Genomic DNA, 17,435 nt, shown 5'->3' with positions numbered 1-17,435 from the left:
CCGCCCACTAGAACGGTAACTTGTAGTAGAGAACTTCTCTACTACACTAATAATCTACTCATAACGAAGTGCTTCGATTGGATCTAATTTCGCAGCTTTGTTTGCTGGAATTAATCCGAAAATAATACCGAGTGTCATAGAGAACAATACGCCTCCAACGACAACTTCCCATGAAACGAGCGGTGGCCATTTCGCAAATGTGGAAACAATATATGCCCCGCCATATCCAAGACCAATTCCGATTAAACCACCTAGAAGCGTTAACATAACTGCTTCAATTAAAAACTGTAATAAAATTTTACTACGTGTTGCTCCAAGTGCCTTACGCACCCCAATTTCACGTGTACGCTCTGTTACAGATACGAGCATGATGTTCATTACACCGATACCACCAACGATTAATGAAATACCAGCGATACCACCGATGATCATCGTCATGATATTAGTAACTTTAGAAACATTTTCTTGGAACTCTTTTAAATTCACCAGTTCATATTTACCTGGAATTTCACTTGGCTTACGACTATTTAATACATCAACAGCTTGTTTCCCTGCTGATTCTAAATTGTCTACATTTTTAGATTGAATTGCTATACTTTGAATCTCATCTGTTCCGTATAAAACAGGCCATAAAGTAAGGGGAATTAACGCTTCTTCCATTTCAAATCCCATAAACTCATTGTCAGATGTATACACACCAATAATTTGCATTGGCTGCCCCTTCATCTCAATAATTTGTCCAACTGGGTTTACGTCCTTAAATAACGTCTGTTCTGTTTTTGTACTAATCATCACAACGTTATTTGCATGAGAAATATCGGATTCATTTAAAGTACGTCCCTTTACGACCTTTACTCTATTAACCGCAAAATATTCATTATCAAGACCAATAACATTTAGATTTGCTTTTTTATCATTTACATCAAGTACCTCTGAATTCTGGTTTGTCGTAATAACGTGTGAAACATCTTTCACTTGTTTTACTTCCAAAATATCCTCTTCAGTTAACTTCGGTATTTGAAATCCACCTATAGCAAACTCATCATTAATATCTGGTTTAAATTGAATTGGCATAAGGTTATTACCACCAGAACCTGCAAATTTCGACTTCAGCATCGCTTCCCCGCCTTGCCCAATCGCAACGACAGTAATAATAGAACCAACACCAATAATAATTCCGAGCATCGTAAGAGCTGAACGCAGTTTATGAGCTAAAATAGAAGATAGGGCAATTTTTATACTATCTAGTAAACTCATACTGCACACCTTCTATCTTCTGTAATTTTCCCATCTCGCAGTACAATGCGGCGGGAAGAATACGCTGCTACCTCTTCTTCATGCGTAACCATAACAATCGTCGTACCTTCTGCATTTAGCTTCGTGAAAATATCCATAACTTGTGCACCAGACTTCGTATCAAGCGCACCTGTCGGCTCATCGGCCATAATGAACGTTGGATTATTTGCAATCGATCTTGCGATAGCTACACGTTGCTTCTGTCCACCTGATAATTCACTAGGTAAATGGTCTACTCTATCTGATAATCCAACTTTTCCAAGCGCTTCAAGAGCTCTTTGACGACGCTCTGCTTTCTTCACTCCACCGTAGATGAGCGGAAGTTCAACGTTTTCCACTGCGGAAAGACGCGGCAGCAAATTAAAGTGCTGGAACACAAAGCCGATATATTCATTACGAATTAAAGCTAGTTTTGACTCGTCTGCTGTTAAGATATTCACATCATTCAACATATATTCACCTTCTGTTGGACGATCTAAACAGCCGATAATATTCATAAGCGTTGATTTACCAGAACCAGATGGTCCCATAATAGAAACGAACTCACCGCTTTGAATTGTTAAACTAATACCATGTAAAATCGGCACTGCCAATTTTCCTTGATAATATGTTTTAGCAATATTATTTAACGTAATCATTTCTCTTTCACTTCCATTCCGTCATACACGTTGTCGGAAGGATTTTTAACCACCTTTTGCCCCACTGTTACGCCTTCAACAACCTCTGTCCAATCTCCATCATTCGCACCTTTTTTCACATTTTGCTTACGAAGTTTTCCTTTGTCTTCGATATAAACATATGCATCTTCGCCTTTTTCTACAATGCTCTTACTTGGAACAGCAATCATCGTCTTATTCTCTAAATTTACTTGCAGAGAAACGTGATAACCTGGAGATAAACCATCTTGGCTATCAAGACTTGCTTTATATGTATATTGAGACATATTTTGAGTTCCCTCACCAGCAGCTTGAGCCATCTCTGCACTCGTTGGGAATTCACTTACTTCCGTAATCTTACCTGTCCACTTTTTCTTATTATTTGCTTTCGCAGTTACAGTGAACGTTTGATCTTTTTGAATTTGTGACTTTTGAAGCTCTGTTAAAGTCCCTTGAACTTGGAACGGGTCTTTAGAAGCAACTTGTAAAAATGCTTTCCCTTGACCACCTAACGCTTGAGATGAACTTTGTGCCGCATCTTTGTCTAACTTTTGTACAACACCAGTGAAATTACTATAAATCGTAAGTTCTTTCTGTTTTTTACTTAACTCTTCTTTTTGTAACTTCCCTTTTTCTTTCTCAAGATCAGTTGTTTTCTGAGCCATTTCTAACTCACTCACTTGCTCTTCCATTGGGTCTGTTACTTCTTTCCCAGCCCCGCCATCTTTTGCTTTCTTAATTTCTTTCTTCAATGAATCAATCTTCTTTTTCCCTTGATCATAACGCATATCAGCCATCTTCTGATCAAGCTCGGCTTGCTTCATTTGAAGATTAATTTCTTCATTATCATAAGAGAATAATTTCGTTCCCTTCTCTACCTCTTGTCCTTCTTTCACCGCAATATCTTTCACTTTTCCTTTAGTCGGATCCGCATAAAAACTTTCAATATTCCCTGGCTTCACCTGACCAGAAATTAACTTCGTATTATTAAGCTTACGCTCTGTCACTTTCTCAAAACTTACAGCATCTGTATTAGCCGTACCTTTCTTCTTACCTTGCATAACAAAAATATTAACTGCTGCTACAATAACAATTAGTGCAATAACTCCGATGATAATCCATTTCTTCTTCTTGTTTGGAGTACGAACCGTATTTGGTAACATATTCTCTCTCCTTTTATATCTTAATAGTTTAATAGATATTTAATTGTATAAAACTTTCGGAAAATTGCATCCCCACTTACATTGTTACACTCATTTTACAAAGTTTTACACAATCATTTATATTGTAACAAAAATACCAATGATTAGAAATATGACATTCTATCTTTTAAGATAGTTTTAAGGAAAGGTTTCCTTATATAAAAAAAGCGATCCAAAATAATGATTGGATCGCTTTTCTGAATAAACTATTACGCCACTTTAGGACCTTTTCTCTCATGTCCACGTTGAACGATAAATAAGAATACTGTTGATAAAATACCGCCTGCTAATAGTAAGATGAAGCAGCCATCCCAGCCAGAACGATCAACAATAACACCAATTGCTGCGTTTGCTACAAGACTTCCGCCTACATAACCGAACAGACCACACATACCAACTGTTGTACCTACTGCAAATTTCGGTACTAATTCCATCGCACTTAAACCGATTAAAAACTGTGGTACGTAAATTAAACAACCGATAATAGAAACTGCAATACTTACAACAAGTACGCTAGATGCTTGCCAATATACAACCGTACCAACAACAACTCCGGCCATACTCATAATACATAATGGCATACGTTTTCCTTTAAATAACTTATCACTTAAAAGACCAACGATTAATGAACTTGGAATTGCCATACCTTCAAAAATCGCGTATGCAGCATGCGCTTCTGCTTTTGAAAAACCTTTAACTGTCGTTAAATAAAGCGGAACCCAGTTAATAACACCGAAACGAATTAAGTAAACAAATGCATTTGCAATACATAAATACCAAACGAACTTATTTGTCACTACATATTTCATTAAAATTTCTTTTGGTGACATCTTATTAGCATTATCTGCTTTTTCAAGATTTTCATAGTCATTACGATACTCATCAATTGGAGGAAGACCTTCAGATTCTGGTGTATCCTTCGCATTAATCCAAACAAGAACTGCAATTACCATTGCGATAATTGCTGGGAAAATAAATACCCCGCCCTGCCAATGATTTTCACCGAAAATACCTACACCAATTCCGACAAGGGGCGGCACTAGCATTCCACCAACGTTATGTGAAATATTCCAAATACCTGTTTTCGTACCACGTTCTTTCTTCGAGAACCATTTCGTCATAACGATACTACAAGGTGGTGCTCCCATACCTTGTACAATACCATTTAAGACAAGTAATGTAACAATCATCCCAAATGAAGATGCAAAACCGAAACAAATATTTACAAGCCCTGATAAGAATAATCCGACTGCGATAAAGCGCTGGGCGAAAGCTTTATCCGATAAATTCCCCATAAAGAACTTACTAAATCCATAAACAATTGCCATTACTGAACCTAGCAATCCAATTTCAGCTGTACTAAAACCATATTCTTGTACTAAATACGTACTTGATAACGTAAAGTTACTGCGCACTAAATAATAAGCAGCATACCCAACTGAAATTCCCATTAGCACACGAATACGTAATAATTTGTATACCCTGTCAATCATATCCGCCGGCAATCTCTCAATTGCAGGTGCTGGCTTAAGCCATTTAAACATATTCTTTCGTCTCCTTTTCTCACTGCTGAGAGAGACGCTGTCTATTCCATATCTCGATTATTCCACTATTTGATATATTTTTGTTCGTCCTTCTAACCGGCTGACCTTCTATCTCTTTCTGATTCTTCGCAAACATCGTTGGTACGCCAAACGAAACTTTTTCTAAAATGTGCCCCGCTTCTTCTGATAAACAATAATCAATAAATAAGTCCGCAATAAAACCACTCGGTGCACGCTTCAGTTTCGAAATCGCATTAACAGATAAGCCTGTTTGCTCAGGTTCGTTACTTACAATAGGAAAGCCTTGTTTCTGAAGCATTCTCTGATCGCCCGCAAAATTGATGCCTATCATATATTCACCGCTCGCAACCAGTTCTGCGGGCATATAACCATTCACCGTTACTTCACCAACTTGCCTTGCAAGATTCTTAACATACTCTTTCGCTTCTTCTTCACCTAAAGTATCAATAAGTGATTGAAACAAAGTATATGCTGTGCCGGAAACGTTTGGATCAGGCATTGCAATCTTACCCGTATATACCGGATCTAATAAATCTTGCCACCTTGATGGATATGGAAGACCGAGCGGCGCTATTTCTTCATTCCACCGCTCTTTATTAATCGCGATTGCCAGTTTCTCCACTTCATAACCGTACCAATAACCATCTTTATCTTTAACAGTCTTTGAAATACGATTCGCATGCTGGGTCGTAACAGGAATAGAAAGGTTCTTTTGCTTCATCATTTGATGCGCATCTACTGTACCGCCAATAATAATATCCGCCTTCGGATTTCCAGCTTCCTCTTCTACTCTCCGAAGAAGTTCTTCTGTCGATAGACGAATAAATTCATATGTACACCCGCGTTGTTTACAAAATGACGAAAGCAAAGCTTCACCAACTTCCTCGCGGGCCGCTACATACGCAACGAGATGACGATCATCCAAAATAGGGAGACCACTTTTATTATATTTAATAGAGGTTGTATCTCGAGAGCAACTAGACATCGCTCCTCCGATTACTAGCAAAAAGAAGAAAAAGGCTATCTTTCTCATGACACACTCTCCTTTACAAGGAATTCTGCTAGGGAGCCCTTCATATACATGACATTCCCGTTATTATCACCGAGATATTGCACAACAAAGTACGATGGATACACAGAAATAGTTAGAATATCCTCCCGCTCATTCTTTACACGTTTGCCTGTTTTATAGGCAGTAATATAAGCAATCGGCTCATTCTGTGATTGTAATAATTTCTGAATTTCTCCGTAATCTGTAATTTGCTTTGCGTATCGAATAGAATCAAATATTTGCGTAAGATCTATAGTACGTATTACATCCCCTTGCCTCACTACAACTTCCTTTGCCTCCGCAAAGAAATTACTAATGCGCTCTGGTGTATAATACAGACTTAACAAATACGTTTGAAATGCTGAGATCATCGGATCCGTACCATTCTTTCCGTATACATTAGCCTCGTACTGGAACAAGTCACCTACTGCAAAAGTACGTTTATGTCCATTCAAGTACGTTACTTCTCCAGTAAATACTTGTTCTTGATTCCTCGCTTCTCTCGGCTCTATTCGAATTCGGTCAAAGAATGAAACAATCGTATGCAAACGAACTTCATCCGTTACAACAATTTCTCCCCACTTCTCATGCCTTACTTTCACTTCAGTAGGAAGGGATTCATTCACTCTTTGTAAAACGGCTTGTTTGTCATCCACAATTGTAATTCGATTATATATTTGCTTCTCAATAACATAAAACAAAATAAGAGAAACGATCATACAAAAGACAAACATAAGAATTTGAAATGATAGCCTTTTCATTCCTGCCTACCTCCAAGATAAAAAAACGTTGTTTCGAAAATACCGCATAATTGTTTCATAAATGTATCATTTAACCGCTTTCAAGTTTTTTATGTCTTCCATCCGTCTCGGGAGTAAAAATGTAATGCATATTGTAGTTCCCATTTCTTCACTACTCTCAATTCGCATACTTCCGCCTTGCTTCTTCATAATCTCCTGACAAATGTATAAGCCATAGCCATTCCCGTAACTTGAAGGAAGCACCTTACCTTCCGGAGACTCATTCCATTCTGCAAGCACACCTTCATCCATACCAATACCATCATCATGAACAAAAACTTTCGCTTCCTGCTCATTTATAATTACATTCATACGAACTTGCGTAGCATCACTATATTTAATCGCATTATCAAGCACATTCAAGAAAATTTGCTTCGTCTTATCAAAATCCGCAACGACGTGTACTTCTGTTAACTCATTCATAACTTCAATTTCAAACTGCTGCAACCTAAGTTTCACAATCGAAACCGCTTCTTCTGCCAATTCTTTAATATTCACGACTGTAGGTGACACTTCAAACGTACTCTTCCCGTACTTTGAAGACTTAAGTAATTCCTCTACAAGTGATAATAGACGCTCACTTTCTACAGACACATAACGGAGGCTCTCCTGCACATCCTCCTTCGACTGCAACTTCGGAATTAAATCCACATAACCGATAATCGCTGTTAGCGGTGTTTTCAGCTCATGCGTAATGCGGTCCAAGAAATCTTTCTGTTTCTCTTTCTCTTCCTTCAGCTGCTTAATATGCAGCTCAATCCCATCAGCCATCGCATTAAAGGACGCTGAAAGCTGCGCAATTTCCACATACTCATTCAGCTCAATCTTACTTTCATAATCTCCATTCGCAAGCCGATATGCCATTTGCCTTAACTGATCAATTGGTTTATGAAGAGACTTCGCCAAACGAATCGCAAAGAAAATACCAGCAGCTACTAAACAAAGCGACGTCATTAAAAACGTCCAACTTACATTTGTTAAAACTTCCTTCTCATCCGTTAACTCATTTATAAAACGAATACTTCCAATGACATCGTTTCCATAATAAACCGGACTTGAAAACAAAAGAATTGGAGCTGGGTCTCCCTCCTCGAAAACATACGATTTCTTTCCCTTCAAAGAACTCTCGATGTCAATATTCCGATGAAGTAACGCTCCTTTTTGTGTATCTGCAACAACATCTCCATTCTTCCCAATCATCTGCACCCGGACATCCATTCGCTTCGCTAAATACGAAGCAATTAAAAGCGAATTAGGCCCTAACGTCTCTACTTCTGCTTCTTTCTCTAAATAATTCATCGTATAAATTTGCGCTTCCACACTTAGCTTTTCTAAGGAATCTGCCGCATTATGATACACATTCTTCTCCAGTGCAATATAAACAACCGCATACAAAAGAACAAGAATTGGAATCAACAATCCAACTATCCCAAACACCATATTTCGTTTTAAAGACATATCATCACCTTTTAGCAATCCAGCTTATATCCCACACCATAAATTGTCTTAATATACTCCCCGCTCGTACCTAGTTTCTTTCGAAGCCTTTGCACCATAATATCAACCGCTCTCGTATTTCCGATATACTCAAACCCCCATACCTTCTCTAATAGCTCATCTCTCATGAATACACGCTGCGGATTCGAAACAAACAACTGACACAAATTAAACTCTCGGTACGTTAATTGAATCTCCTGCCCTTCGACATGTACCTTTCTCTCCTTAGGACAAATCACTAACTCACCTGCACGAATTACTTCGTGGCTTACAGCTACCTCCTTCTTCACACGCCTACTCATATTCTTCACCCGAAGAATAAGCTCCGCATAATTAAAAGGCTTCGTCACATAATCATCTGCTCCAAGCTGTAAACCAAGCAATTTATCATTCATCTGACTCTTCGCAGTTAACATAAGCACTGGGATATCTCTATCTTTTTCACGGAACAAACGAAGTAACTCATACCCATCTGTATCTGGAAGCATAACATCCAAAATCAATACATCTGGCCCTTCATTCCATTTCTCTAAAGCTTCCTTCCCGTCAGCCGCTGTCAATACTTCATATCCTTCCATCTCTAACTGCATCCGAATCAAATTACGAATACTCGATTCATCATCAACTACAAGTATTTTCATCATTTCCCTCCTTCCATCCTGTATTATAGTACAGTTTAGTATAGCAAAAATCATACAAAAAAAGAGAGAGTATTGTCGAACATATTTTGTCGACGATACTCTCTCTTTTTCTTATTATATTTATTTAGCATATCCATTCGGTTGTTTTTGATGCCAATTCCATGCATGCTCGATAATTGTCTTCACATTTAAATACTCAAGATTCCGTCCTAACTTCTCTTTCGCCTTTTGAGAAGAAGCCACTAAGCGTGCTGGATCTCCTGCACGACGTGATGCTACCTCAGCTAGGATCTCATGATTCGTAACTTTACGAACTGCATCAACGATTTCTTTCACACTAAAGCCATTACCATTCCCTAAGTTGTAGAAATCACTTTCCCCACCATTTTGCAGGTCCTTAAGCCGTAAGAAATGAGCTGCCACTAAATCTTCAACATGAATATAATCACGGATACAAGTACCATCTGGTGTATTGTAATCCTCACCAAACATCATAATCTTCTCACGTTGCCCTAACGCCACTTGTAAAACAAGAGGAATTAAATGTGTCTCTGGACGGTGATCTTCTCCAATACTACTGCCTGGAGTTGCACCAGCTACATTAAAGTATCTGAAAATCTTATATTTCAAGTTAGAAGCTTGGCTATACCAATGAAGCATCTTTTCAATCGCTAATTTTGTTTCTCCATATGTATTCGTTGGATTTGTTACAGTTTCCTCAGTAATAAGATCCACATCTACCTCACCGTAAGTAGCCGCAGTAGAAGAGAAGATAAACTTATCTACTTTAAACTCGTCCATCACCTCTAGCAAGCAAAGTGCACCTTACACATTATTATTATAATATTGAAGAGGCTTCTCCATGCTAACTCCAACTAAAGAATCAGCTGCAAAATGCATAACCGCCTCGATACTTTCTTGTTTAAAAACATCTCTTAAAAATGCTTTATCACGAAGGTCACCATTATAAAACTTCGCACCTTCCGTAATCGCATCTTCATGACCAGTTTGTAAGTTATCTACTACTACTACAGATAAACCTTCATCCACTAGTTTTTTAACAGCGTGAGAACCGATGTAGCCAGCCCCGCCACAGATTAAAATTGAACTCATGCTCTTCCTCCTACTCATATGTTAAAATCCTATAATTACTTTCCCATTATAAAAGGTATACGATTTATCGTATACCTTCTTATATATGTATATCATTCGTTATTTAGCTACAAAATAATCCGTAACATATTGTGCCCAAACTTCATACCCTTTAGCACTTGGGAAACCAAATTCCTCTTGTAAGTACGGTAAAATTTCTTTCGTAGTAGCATTTGGCCATGCTTCCCAATGGTCTATATATGCATAACCATTTTGCTTCGCAATCCCTTGAGCACGCTTATTTGCAATTAATTCTTCTGTGCTTTCATTCTTATATTCCGTAACTGTAACATTCCATAAACCTTTACCGTAATTGGCATCTAAATTAAATACGAACTTAGATACCCAAGCATCTTTACTTGATAACCATATAATCAAGTAACAAAGTGCTTCCGAACATTTATAAATTATTAATTTATCTACTCCAAACGTACCTTTAATATATTTAAATATATCCCGCGAGCATATCCGCGTAACCCTATATTGATTCTTATTCAAATTCATCTTTACACATTATTGGATTTTATTAATTAAATTTTGTTTCGATGCCCCATCTTCTGTGATATTTATTATGCTTGGTTCGAATGTTGAAGCTGAAAAAATATTGGTATCTAAATAATCTTTTCCCTTTGTTACAAAACGGGAATTTGTAATAGTGGCTATAGTGTTCTCTCCAATATACACCCTTGTTTTTTCTGAACTATCTGAAAATTCATTTTTACTTGTAAAATAACAGCTATCGAATTTCACAAGTGTTTGAAATTTAGTTCCTTCTATTTTTATGTCTATGGGACTTGACCAAGTTAATAATTCCTTATTCTTCGCCGCTTGATAATTGGCTTCAAAATAACAATTAGTAAATAATAGCGGTGAAATCCCCTTACTTATAATCGCAGTTTCCTTACTTTTTTCGAATGTACTGGAATCAAAATGAATCCCCATAGATACTACTTGTCCATCTAAAAAAACTGCATTTTTTGCGTTCTGTATAAATATAGAAGAAAAATTTATTCCATTTACTTGTTCCTGTCCAGATGGGCTCATTATATGTAAACCATAGTTTTTACAGCTATTTATATATATATCATTAAACGATGCATACCATGTTTTTGCTAGCCTAATCCCTATATCTACATTTTCTATTCTAACATCTTGGATACGACTCCCATTTACAAAATAGTATGCATCTATCCCAATTTGTCCTTGTTCACCCGTACCTACAATCCCTAAGGATTCAATTGTTACTCCTACTTTAGCCATTTTCGAACTTAAATCTATAGCCTTAATAGGTCCATTTAATTTTAAAACCGAATTATACTTTCCCTCCCCTTTTATCTGAATACTTTTATTAATTTTAATTGATGATTTTATAAGATAACTACCCTTAGGAAAATATAAGACCCCTCCACCTTTTTCCTCTAAATACCGAATAGCCTCTTGAATTGCGGGTGAATCATTTATTTTACCATTACCCTTTGCACCAAAATCTTTAACTGATAGACCGCTCCTCAATTCATAGTTAGAATTAGGATCTCCTTCGTTTTTTTCCCAAAATAAAAAGAAAGCAAAAAGTACTATCAATATACATATAACAAACGCGTATATTCGAAGATACTTAAGAAAATGAACCATGTTATTCACCTTATTCCCCTGTAATAATGTAACTATATACTCCTAATGTAACATATCCCAGTTCGGTAATCTGAATTAAGCTTCTTTAATAATTCAAGCAAAAATATTTTTCTAACATAAAATAAATAACCTTCGCCTATTCAAATCACCATTCAGATGTAAATTCTCCAGAGCTCTTCCTACTTTTTAGAAAACCATGTTTTCCATTGGAAAATGAACCCTATTTTCGCAAAAAATTCATCTTCTCCACACTAAACTTCTCATTATGTTGCACGACACAAATATAACTATACTATCATTACGACAAAAACAAATTAGTTAACAAACAATTAAATTAAATAATTCGCCATAAAAAACTACTAAACTATTAGAAGAATTGTTAATTAGTATGTTTTCATAATCACTGTTACATAATCTTATGCATTTTTAACTACCAATGTCTGCCCTTTCTTCCTCAATTAAATGTTACTCAAGTTTATAAAAAGAAAAAGGAAATTAGACGGTTATTTTATTTAGCTACAAAATAATCTGTTACATATTGCGCCCAAACTTCATAACCTTTAGCGCTTGGGAAACCGAACTCCTCTTGTAAGTACGGTAAAATCTCCTTCGTATTAGCATTTGGCCATGCTTCCCAATGGTCTATATATGCATAACCATTTTGCTTCGCAAATTGCTTTAATGCTTCAATTGCCTTCGGATAATTTTTCGCGCCATACACTGGATTTGATGGTTGAATCATAATCGTAGCATCTTTCGCACTACTAGAAAGTGCTCCAACAAATTTTTGTGCATTAGCGACAGAGTTTCCATTACCCGTTTTATTATTGTCTGTAATAAACGGTGCTTCAAACAAAATAACATCTGGATTTGCTTGCGCAATCTCTTGAGCACGTTTATTTGCAATTAGTTCCTCCGTACTTTCATTCTTATATTCCTTAACCGTCACATTCCATAAACCTTTACCATAACTTGCATCCAAGTTAGCAGTAAATTTAGCTACCCAAGTATCCTTTTCAGATGAAGAAGATTCTTCACCAACAATAACAAGATTTACCGCCTTTTTATCAGCTGCAGCTTTCTTTAACTTCTCTTTTACTGCATCTGGTAAATTCTTTGCATATGCTTCGTTAAAAGATACCTTTGCATCTTGTTTTTCTTCTTTTTTCGTCTTATTATCCTCTACTTTAGTCTTTGCCGTTTTCACTTCATTTGTTTGTGCTGTTGCATTCACAACTTTCTTATTCCAGTGTATCTTACCACTTACAATAGTAGCTACAAACAATACGAACATAACAAGGACCGTTATTACTTTTTTACTCATAGATTCACCTCGTCTAATAGTCTTACATTATATAATACTAATATAAAAACACACAAAAATAAACCCAACTATTTCCAAAAGAGTTGGGTTTATTCGTATTATTACTTATTTTAACTCAAGATGTGCTCTTAATTTATTCGTTAAATCTTGCTTTGCTGCATCTGGAACATAGTAGTACCAAATACCATCAGCGGCTTTGTGACCGTCACCTGGGATTTGAATATCCTCACTATTCTGCAGACAATTTTTATAATTCTTTTGCATATCAAACATTTGATCTTGTGTTAAGTTTGTTTTCACGTTCTTTTGAATCGCTGTAAGTACATCTCCATAACTTGCTAAAGAAGAGAAGCTTGCGCCTTTCTTAATAACAGCCTGCATAACTTGACGTTGACGCATTTGGCGTCCGAAATCGCCTCGTGGGTCTTCCTTACGCATACGTGTGAATGCTAGAGCTTGATCGCCCGTTAAATGAATATTTCCCTTCTGGAAGTGCTTCCCTTCTAGAGAGAACTCTAAATCATTATTAACATCGACACCACCTACTGCATCAACAATGTCTTTAAATCCTTCCATATTCACTTCAATATAATAATTAATAGGAACATTTAAGAATTTTTCTACTGTCGCTACAGACATATCTACGCCACCAAACGCATAAGCATGGTTAATTTTATCACTTTTACCTTTTCCAACGATCTCTGTATATGTATCACGAGGGATACTTACTGTCTTCATAGAATTATTCTTTGGATTTAGCGTAATGACCATTAGAGAATCTGAACGCCCTTTATCTTCACCACGTTCATCTGCACCTAGCAACAGGATTGAAACAGGTTCAGATTTATTAATTTTTTCTTCTTGTTTATTGTTTTGATCACGCTTTAAAGGCTTATGAACTTCATCTAATGTTTTTGAAACAGAAGAGTATATATTATAAGCGTAGACTCCCCCACCTATAATTAGTACTCCTATGATTCCTAATATCCAAAATAGGATTTTCTTTTTCATTATCTTAACCTTCTTTCTTCAGGCATTGCTATCAGATTGATTGTACAATAACACAGTAAATCTATTATATATAAAATAAGATAGCCCAGCTATATCATAACTTGATAAACTTTTTTATTAGCCCTCTAGAAAAATTAACATTAAAATATCCCTCTTATTTATACCCATCCTTATTCGTAGATTGCCATCTCCAAGAATCTGCACACATTTCCTCTAATCCACGCTTTGCTTCCCATCCTAATTCACGTTTCGCTTTAGATGCATCCGCAAAGCATACAGCTACATCCCCAGGGCGACGCTCTGTAATTTTATAAGGAACATCTCTTCCGGAAACCTTTTCAAAAGCTCCAACCATCTCTAACACGCTATAACCAGTACCAGTACCAAGGTTGTATGCATCTATTCCAGTTGTATCAAGTACCTTTTCAAGTGCCTTTACGTGACCATTTGCTAAGTCTACAACGTGAATGTAATCACGGATACCAGTGCCATCTTTTGTTGGATAGTCGTTTCCAAATACACTTAATTCCTTTAACTTACCAACTGCTACTTGTGTTACATATGGCATTAAGTTATTTGGAATTCCATTTGGATCTTCCCCAATACGTCCACTCTCATGTGCACCGAATGGGTTGAAATAGCGAAGTAATGCAATACTCCATTCTCCATCAGCGAACGCTACATCACGCATAATTTGTTCAATCATTAGTTTCGTTTGACCATATGGATTTGTTGCACTTAATGGAAATTCTTCTGTAATTGGTGATGTCTCCGGGATTCCATATACTGTTGCAGATGAACTGAAGATCATCTTCTTCACATTATGCTTCTGCATCACTTCGCATAGCACTAATGTGCTTGTAATGTTGTTATGATAGTATGTTAATGGAATTGCTACTGATTCTCCTACAGCCTTAAAACCTGCAAAGTGAATAACAGCCTCAATTGTATTTTCTTCAAAAATTGTATCAAGTGCCTCGCGATTTAAAATATCTTCTTTATAAAATTCAAATTGTTTCCCTGTTATTTCTTTTACTCGATTTATAGGCTCTACTGAGCTATTTGAAAGATTATCCACTACTATAATTTCGTAACCGCTATTCAGTAATTCTACGCATGTATGACTACCAATATATCCTGCTCCACCTGTTACAAGTATTGCCATAATTATAAACCTCCTACTCCCCTTATAAACAAGAAAATATTTAACTTACCGTAAAATAACTAATTCTTTCTTAAATCTTAATTATAATATATAAAATAAACCCGGCTACTATTTAAAGTAACCGGGCTTATACAATAATTTCTTTATTTACAATAAAACAGTCTTAAAGTTTCTTATTCCTAAAATTAAAATACATATTATAAAACAACTTTTTCACGGACTACTGCTGGTCTTCCTACTGAATAGTAGTCTACATCAAATTGCTGCACATATTCTAAACCATGACAATTACGTCCATCAAAGATAATAGGTTGTTTCATTAATTCAATGTACTTTTCAATTGAAAATGTTTTTATATCATCCCATTCAGTTACAATAAGAGCAATATCAGCTTGCTGAACAGCTTCCTCTACCGAAGACACATATTCTACTTCGTTTGGTAACAATAACTTAGCATTCTCAATTGCAATAGGATCATAAGCTACAACTTTAGCACCTAATGATACTAATTTTTCGGCAAGTACAATAGAAGCGGCTTCTCGCATATCATCTGTATTAGGTTTAAATGCTAATCCTAACATTGCAATACGCTTGCCATCAAGATTTCCTACTTCTATTTCCATCTTTTCTACAAGAGATGCTTGTTGATTATTATTTACCGTCACAACGGATTTTAACAATTCAAAATCATGTTCTACATTACCAGCGATTTGTATCAAGGCATGTGTATCTTTTGGGAAACAAGAACCTCCGTATCCAATACCTGCTTTCAAAAATTGCGTCCCGATTCTTTTATCTAATCCCATACCATTAGCAACATGTTCAACATCTGCACCTAATTTTTCACAAATATTAGCAATTTCATTAATAAAACTAATTTTAGTAGCTAAAAAAGCATTCGCTGCATACTTAATCATTTCAGAGCTTCTAATTGTTGTTTTAAAGACTGGAACATTAAATGGCTTGTTGACTTCTTCCATTTTATGAGCTGTTTCAGTATCATCAGTTCCAATAACTATTCTATCACCATAAAAACTATCATGAATTGCTGATCCCTCTCTTAAAAACTCTGGATTGGATACCATACTAATTTTCACATTAGCTTTTAAATTTTTTTCAATTATATTTTTCACATGATTGTTTGTTCCTACAGGCACAGTACTTTTAATAACAACAATCGCCTCATTTGTAAGACTACCTGCAATGTCTTTCGCTACTTGCTCAATGTATTGTAAATTTGCTGAACCATTTGCCTTCTGTGGCGTTCCTACCGCAATGTATATTACCTCTACATCATTTAACGCCTCTTTACAATTAGATGTAAAATGTAACCTTTCTTCCTTAATATTTTTAAACATTAGCTCATCTAATCCAGGTTCATAAATAGGCGATTCGCCATTTTTCATTTTTTCTACTTTTTTCTCATCAATATCGATACAAGTTACATTATGCCCTATATCCGATAAACATACTCCTGTTACTAACCCTACATAACCTGTACCAAAAATAGCTATATTCATTCTATATCCCCCTAAATTATTAATCATCAAAAAAAGCCTTTTACTATAAAGGCTTTTTTTGAAATTTATTTAATAATGTGCTTAATAACACCATTCAGCGCGTAGTTCACGAAACACCATGCAGATTTAAAAACACTTAAGCCTTCAATATCCCTATACAACTTCCAATTCATTTTAGCCATTTTAAACTTCTTACTCGAAATAGAATTTTCCACCTTACGGTATTCAGACAATACTTCATCTAACCCATAAGCATAGTGACCCTGCTTTAATATTTTCAACCATGTTGCTGTATCTTGACGGGTTCTAATATTAGGCATTTGTACCTTCCCTAATTTATTAATATCAAGCATGACAGTTAAACAACCTATTATTGTATTTTTTAAAAGCCCATTATAATCAATTTTCTGAGGTACATTTATTACTTTATCCGTTAGCACACCATCTTGATTCATTATTTGATAACTAGTAAATGAAAAAGCTATATTATTTGTTTGCATAAAAGCTAATTGCTTTTCAAGTTTCTGTGGTAACCATAGGTCATCGCTATCCAAAAAGGCTATATATTGCCCTTTCGCTTGATTAATACCCGTATTTCTAGCAATAGCCGCTCCACTATTTTCACTTAGCTGTAATATCTTTATTCTAGTTTCCTTCTGATATTTTTCTCTAATAAGCTCCACTGTTTTATCCTGCGAGCAATCGTCCACTATAATCAGTTCCCAATTCGAATAAGTTTGTAATTTTATAGACTCTATCGTCTCAATAATAAAGCGTTCTGCATTATAAGTAGGAGTAATTACAGAAATTAGTGGTAAAACATTTGTTTTTTCATTTTGTATATTCATCCCATTCAAACTCCATTTCTAACTACATTTTTCTATAAAAATGGTACCACTTGCTTCTCTTCATAATCCTTTTAC

The 17,435-nt window shown here is 35.9% G+C and carries 14 protein-coding genes and 2 pseudogenes; all 16 read right to left on the bottom strand.

Annotation, left to right across the window (positions count from 1 at the left end):
• Positions 1 to 54: 54 nt before the first annotated feature.
• The gene (locus tag ABH957_RS10375) at positions 55 to 1,257 is read right to left on the bottom strand and encodes an ABC transporter permease (RefSeq protein ID WP_404511149.1); all 1,203 of its coding nucleotides are present in this window, start codon (positions 1,255 to 1,257) and stop codon (positions 55 to 57) included.
• Positions 1,254 to 1,934: an ABC transporter ATP-binding protein gene (locus ABH957_RS10370; protein ID WP_002089682.1), complete on the bottom strand. Its 681-nt coding sequence runs from the start codon at positions 1,932 to 1,934 to the stop codon at positions 1,254 to 1,256. The genes ABH957_RS10375 and ABH957_RS10370 overlap by 4 nt, the downstream gene beginning before the upstream one ends.
• A complete protein-coding gene (locus ABH957_RS10365; RefSeq protein WP_404511147.1) occupies positions 1,931 to 3,115 on the bottom strand; it encodes an efflux RND transporter periplasmic adaptor subunit in 1,185 nt (394 codons plus the stop codon). Before ABH957_RS10365 ends, ABH957_RS10370 begins: the two co-directional genes overlap by 4 nt.
• 248 nt (positions 3,116 to 3,363) lie before the next feature.
• Positions 3,364 to 4,698, bottom strand: coding sequence for an MFS transporter (gene pgtP, locus ABH957_RS10360; protein WP_002184617.1), 1,335 nt, complete (start codon positions 4,696 to 4,698; stop codon positions 3,364 to 3,366).
• A 19-nt stretch (positions 4,699 to 4,717) separates the two neighbouring features.
• Positions 4,718 to 5,752, bottom strand: coding sequence for an ABC transporter substrate-binding protein (locus ABH957_RS10355; RefSeq protein ID WP_002143816.1), 1,035 nt, complete (start codon positions 5,750 to 5,752; stop codon positions 4,718 to 4,720).
• On the bottom strand, positions 5,749 to 6,531 hold the full coding sequence (locus ABH957_RS10350) for a DUF3919 family protein (protein WP_002089688.1): 783 nt from the start codon (positions 6,529 to 6,531) through the stop codon (positions 5,749 to 5,751). Before ABH957_RS10350 ends, ABH957_RS10355 begins: the two co-directional genes overlap by 4 nt.
• Before the next feature lie 66 nt (positions 6,532 to 6,597).
• Positions 6,598 to 8,028 carry a HAMP domain-containing sensor histidine kinase gene (locus ABH957_RS10345; protein ID WP_002034822.1) on the bottom strand — a complete coding sequence of 477 codons (1,431 nt, stop codon included), beginning with the start codon at positions 8,026 to 8,028 and terminating at the stop codon, positions 6,598 to 6,600.
• Positions 8,029 to 8,039: 11 nt separating this feature from the next.
• On the bottom strand, positions 8,040 to 8,708 hold the full coding sequence (locus ABH957_RS10340) for a response regulator transcription factor (protein WP_404511145.1): 669 nt from the start codon (positions 8,706 to 8,708) through the stop codon (positions 8,040 to 8,042).
• Between the two features lie 120 nt (positions 8,709 to 8,828).
• Positions 8,829 to 9,821, bottom strand: a pseudogene (gene galE / locus ABH957_RS10335) (UDP-glucose 4-epimerase GalE).
• A gap of 99 nt (positions 9,822 to 9,920) precedes the next feature.
• Positions 9,921 to 10,223, bottom strand: a pseudogene (locus tag ABH957_RS10330) (hypothetical protein); the annotation flags it as partial.
• A gap of 150 nt (positions 10,224 to 10,373) precedes the next feature.
• The gene (locus ABH957_RS10325; protein ID WP_404511143.1) at positions 10,374 to 11,441 is read right to left on the bottom strand and encodes a glycosyl hydrolase family 28-related protein; all 1,068 of its coding nucleotides are present in this window, start codon (positions 11,439 to 11,441) and stop codon (positions 10,374 to 10,376) included.
• Positions 11,442 to 12,000: 559 nt separating this feature from the next.
• Positions 12,001 to 12,816: an SGNH/GDSL hydrolase family protein gene (locus ABH957_RS10320; protein WP_404511141.1), complete on the bottom strand. Its 816-nt coding sequence runs from the start codon at positions 12,814 to 12,816 to the stop codon at positions 12,001 to 12,003.
• A 105-nt stretch (positions 12,817 to 12,921) separates the two neighbouring features.
• Positions 12,922 to 13,827, bottom strand: a complete 906-nt coding sequence (tagU, locus tag ABH957_RS10315) for a polyisoprenyl-teichoic acid--peptidoglycan teichoic acid transferase TagU (RefSeq protein ID WP_483862339.1) — start codon at positions 13,825 to 13,827, stop codon at positions 12,922 to 12,924.
• A 154-nt stretch (positions 13,828 to 13,981) separates the two neighbouring features.
• Positions 13,982 to 14,992, bottom strand: a complete 1,011-nt coding sequence (galE, locus tag ABH957_RS10310; RefSeq protein ID WP_404511139.1) for a UDP-glucose 4-epimerase GalE — start codon at positions 14,990 to 14,992, stop codon at positions 13,982 to 13,984.
• 197 nt (positions 14,993 to 15,189) lie between these two features.
• Complete coding sequence (locus ABH957_RS10305) at positions 15,190 to 16,512, bottom strand: UDP-glucose dehydrogenase family protein (protein ID WP_404511137.1); 1,323 nt, start codon at positions 16,510 to 16,512, stop codon at positions 15,190 to 15,192.
• 65 nt (positions 16,513 to 16,577) lie between these two features.
• Positions 16,578 to 17,360, bottom strand: coding sequence for a glycosyltransferase family 2 protein (locus ABH957_RS10300; RefSeq protein WP_404511135.1), 783 nt, complete (start codon positions 17,358 to 17,360; stop codon positions 16,578 to 16,580).
• Between the last annotated feature and the right edge of the window lie 75 nt (positions 17,361 to 17,435).

Source organism: Bacillus sp. RC242, from assembly GCF_044908245.1.
Taxonomy (GTDB): Bacteria; Bacillota; Bacilli; order Bacillales; family Bacillaceae_G; genus Bacillus_A; species Bacillus_A mycoides.
The sequence above is the reverse complement of the archived record's forward strand: the minus strand, read 5'-3'. Positions and strand labels throughout refer to the sequence as shown.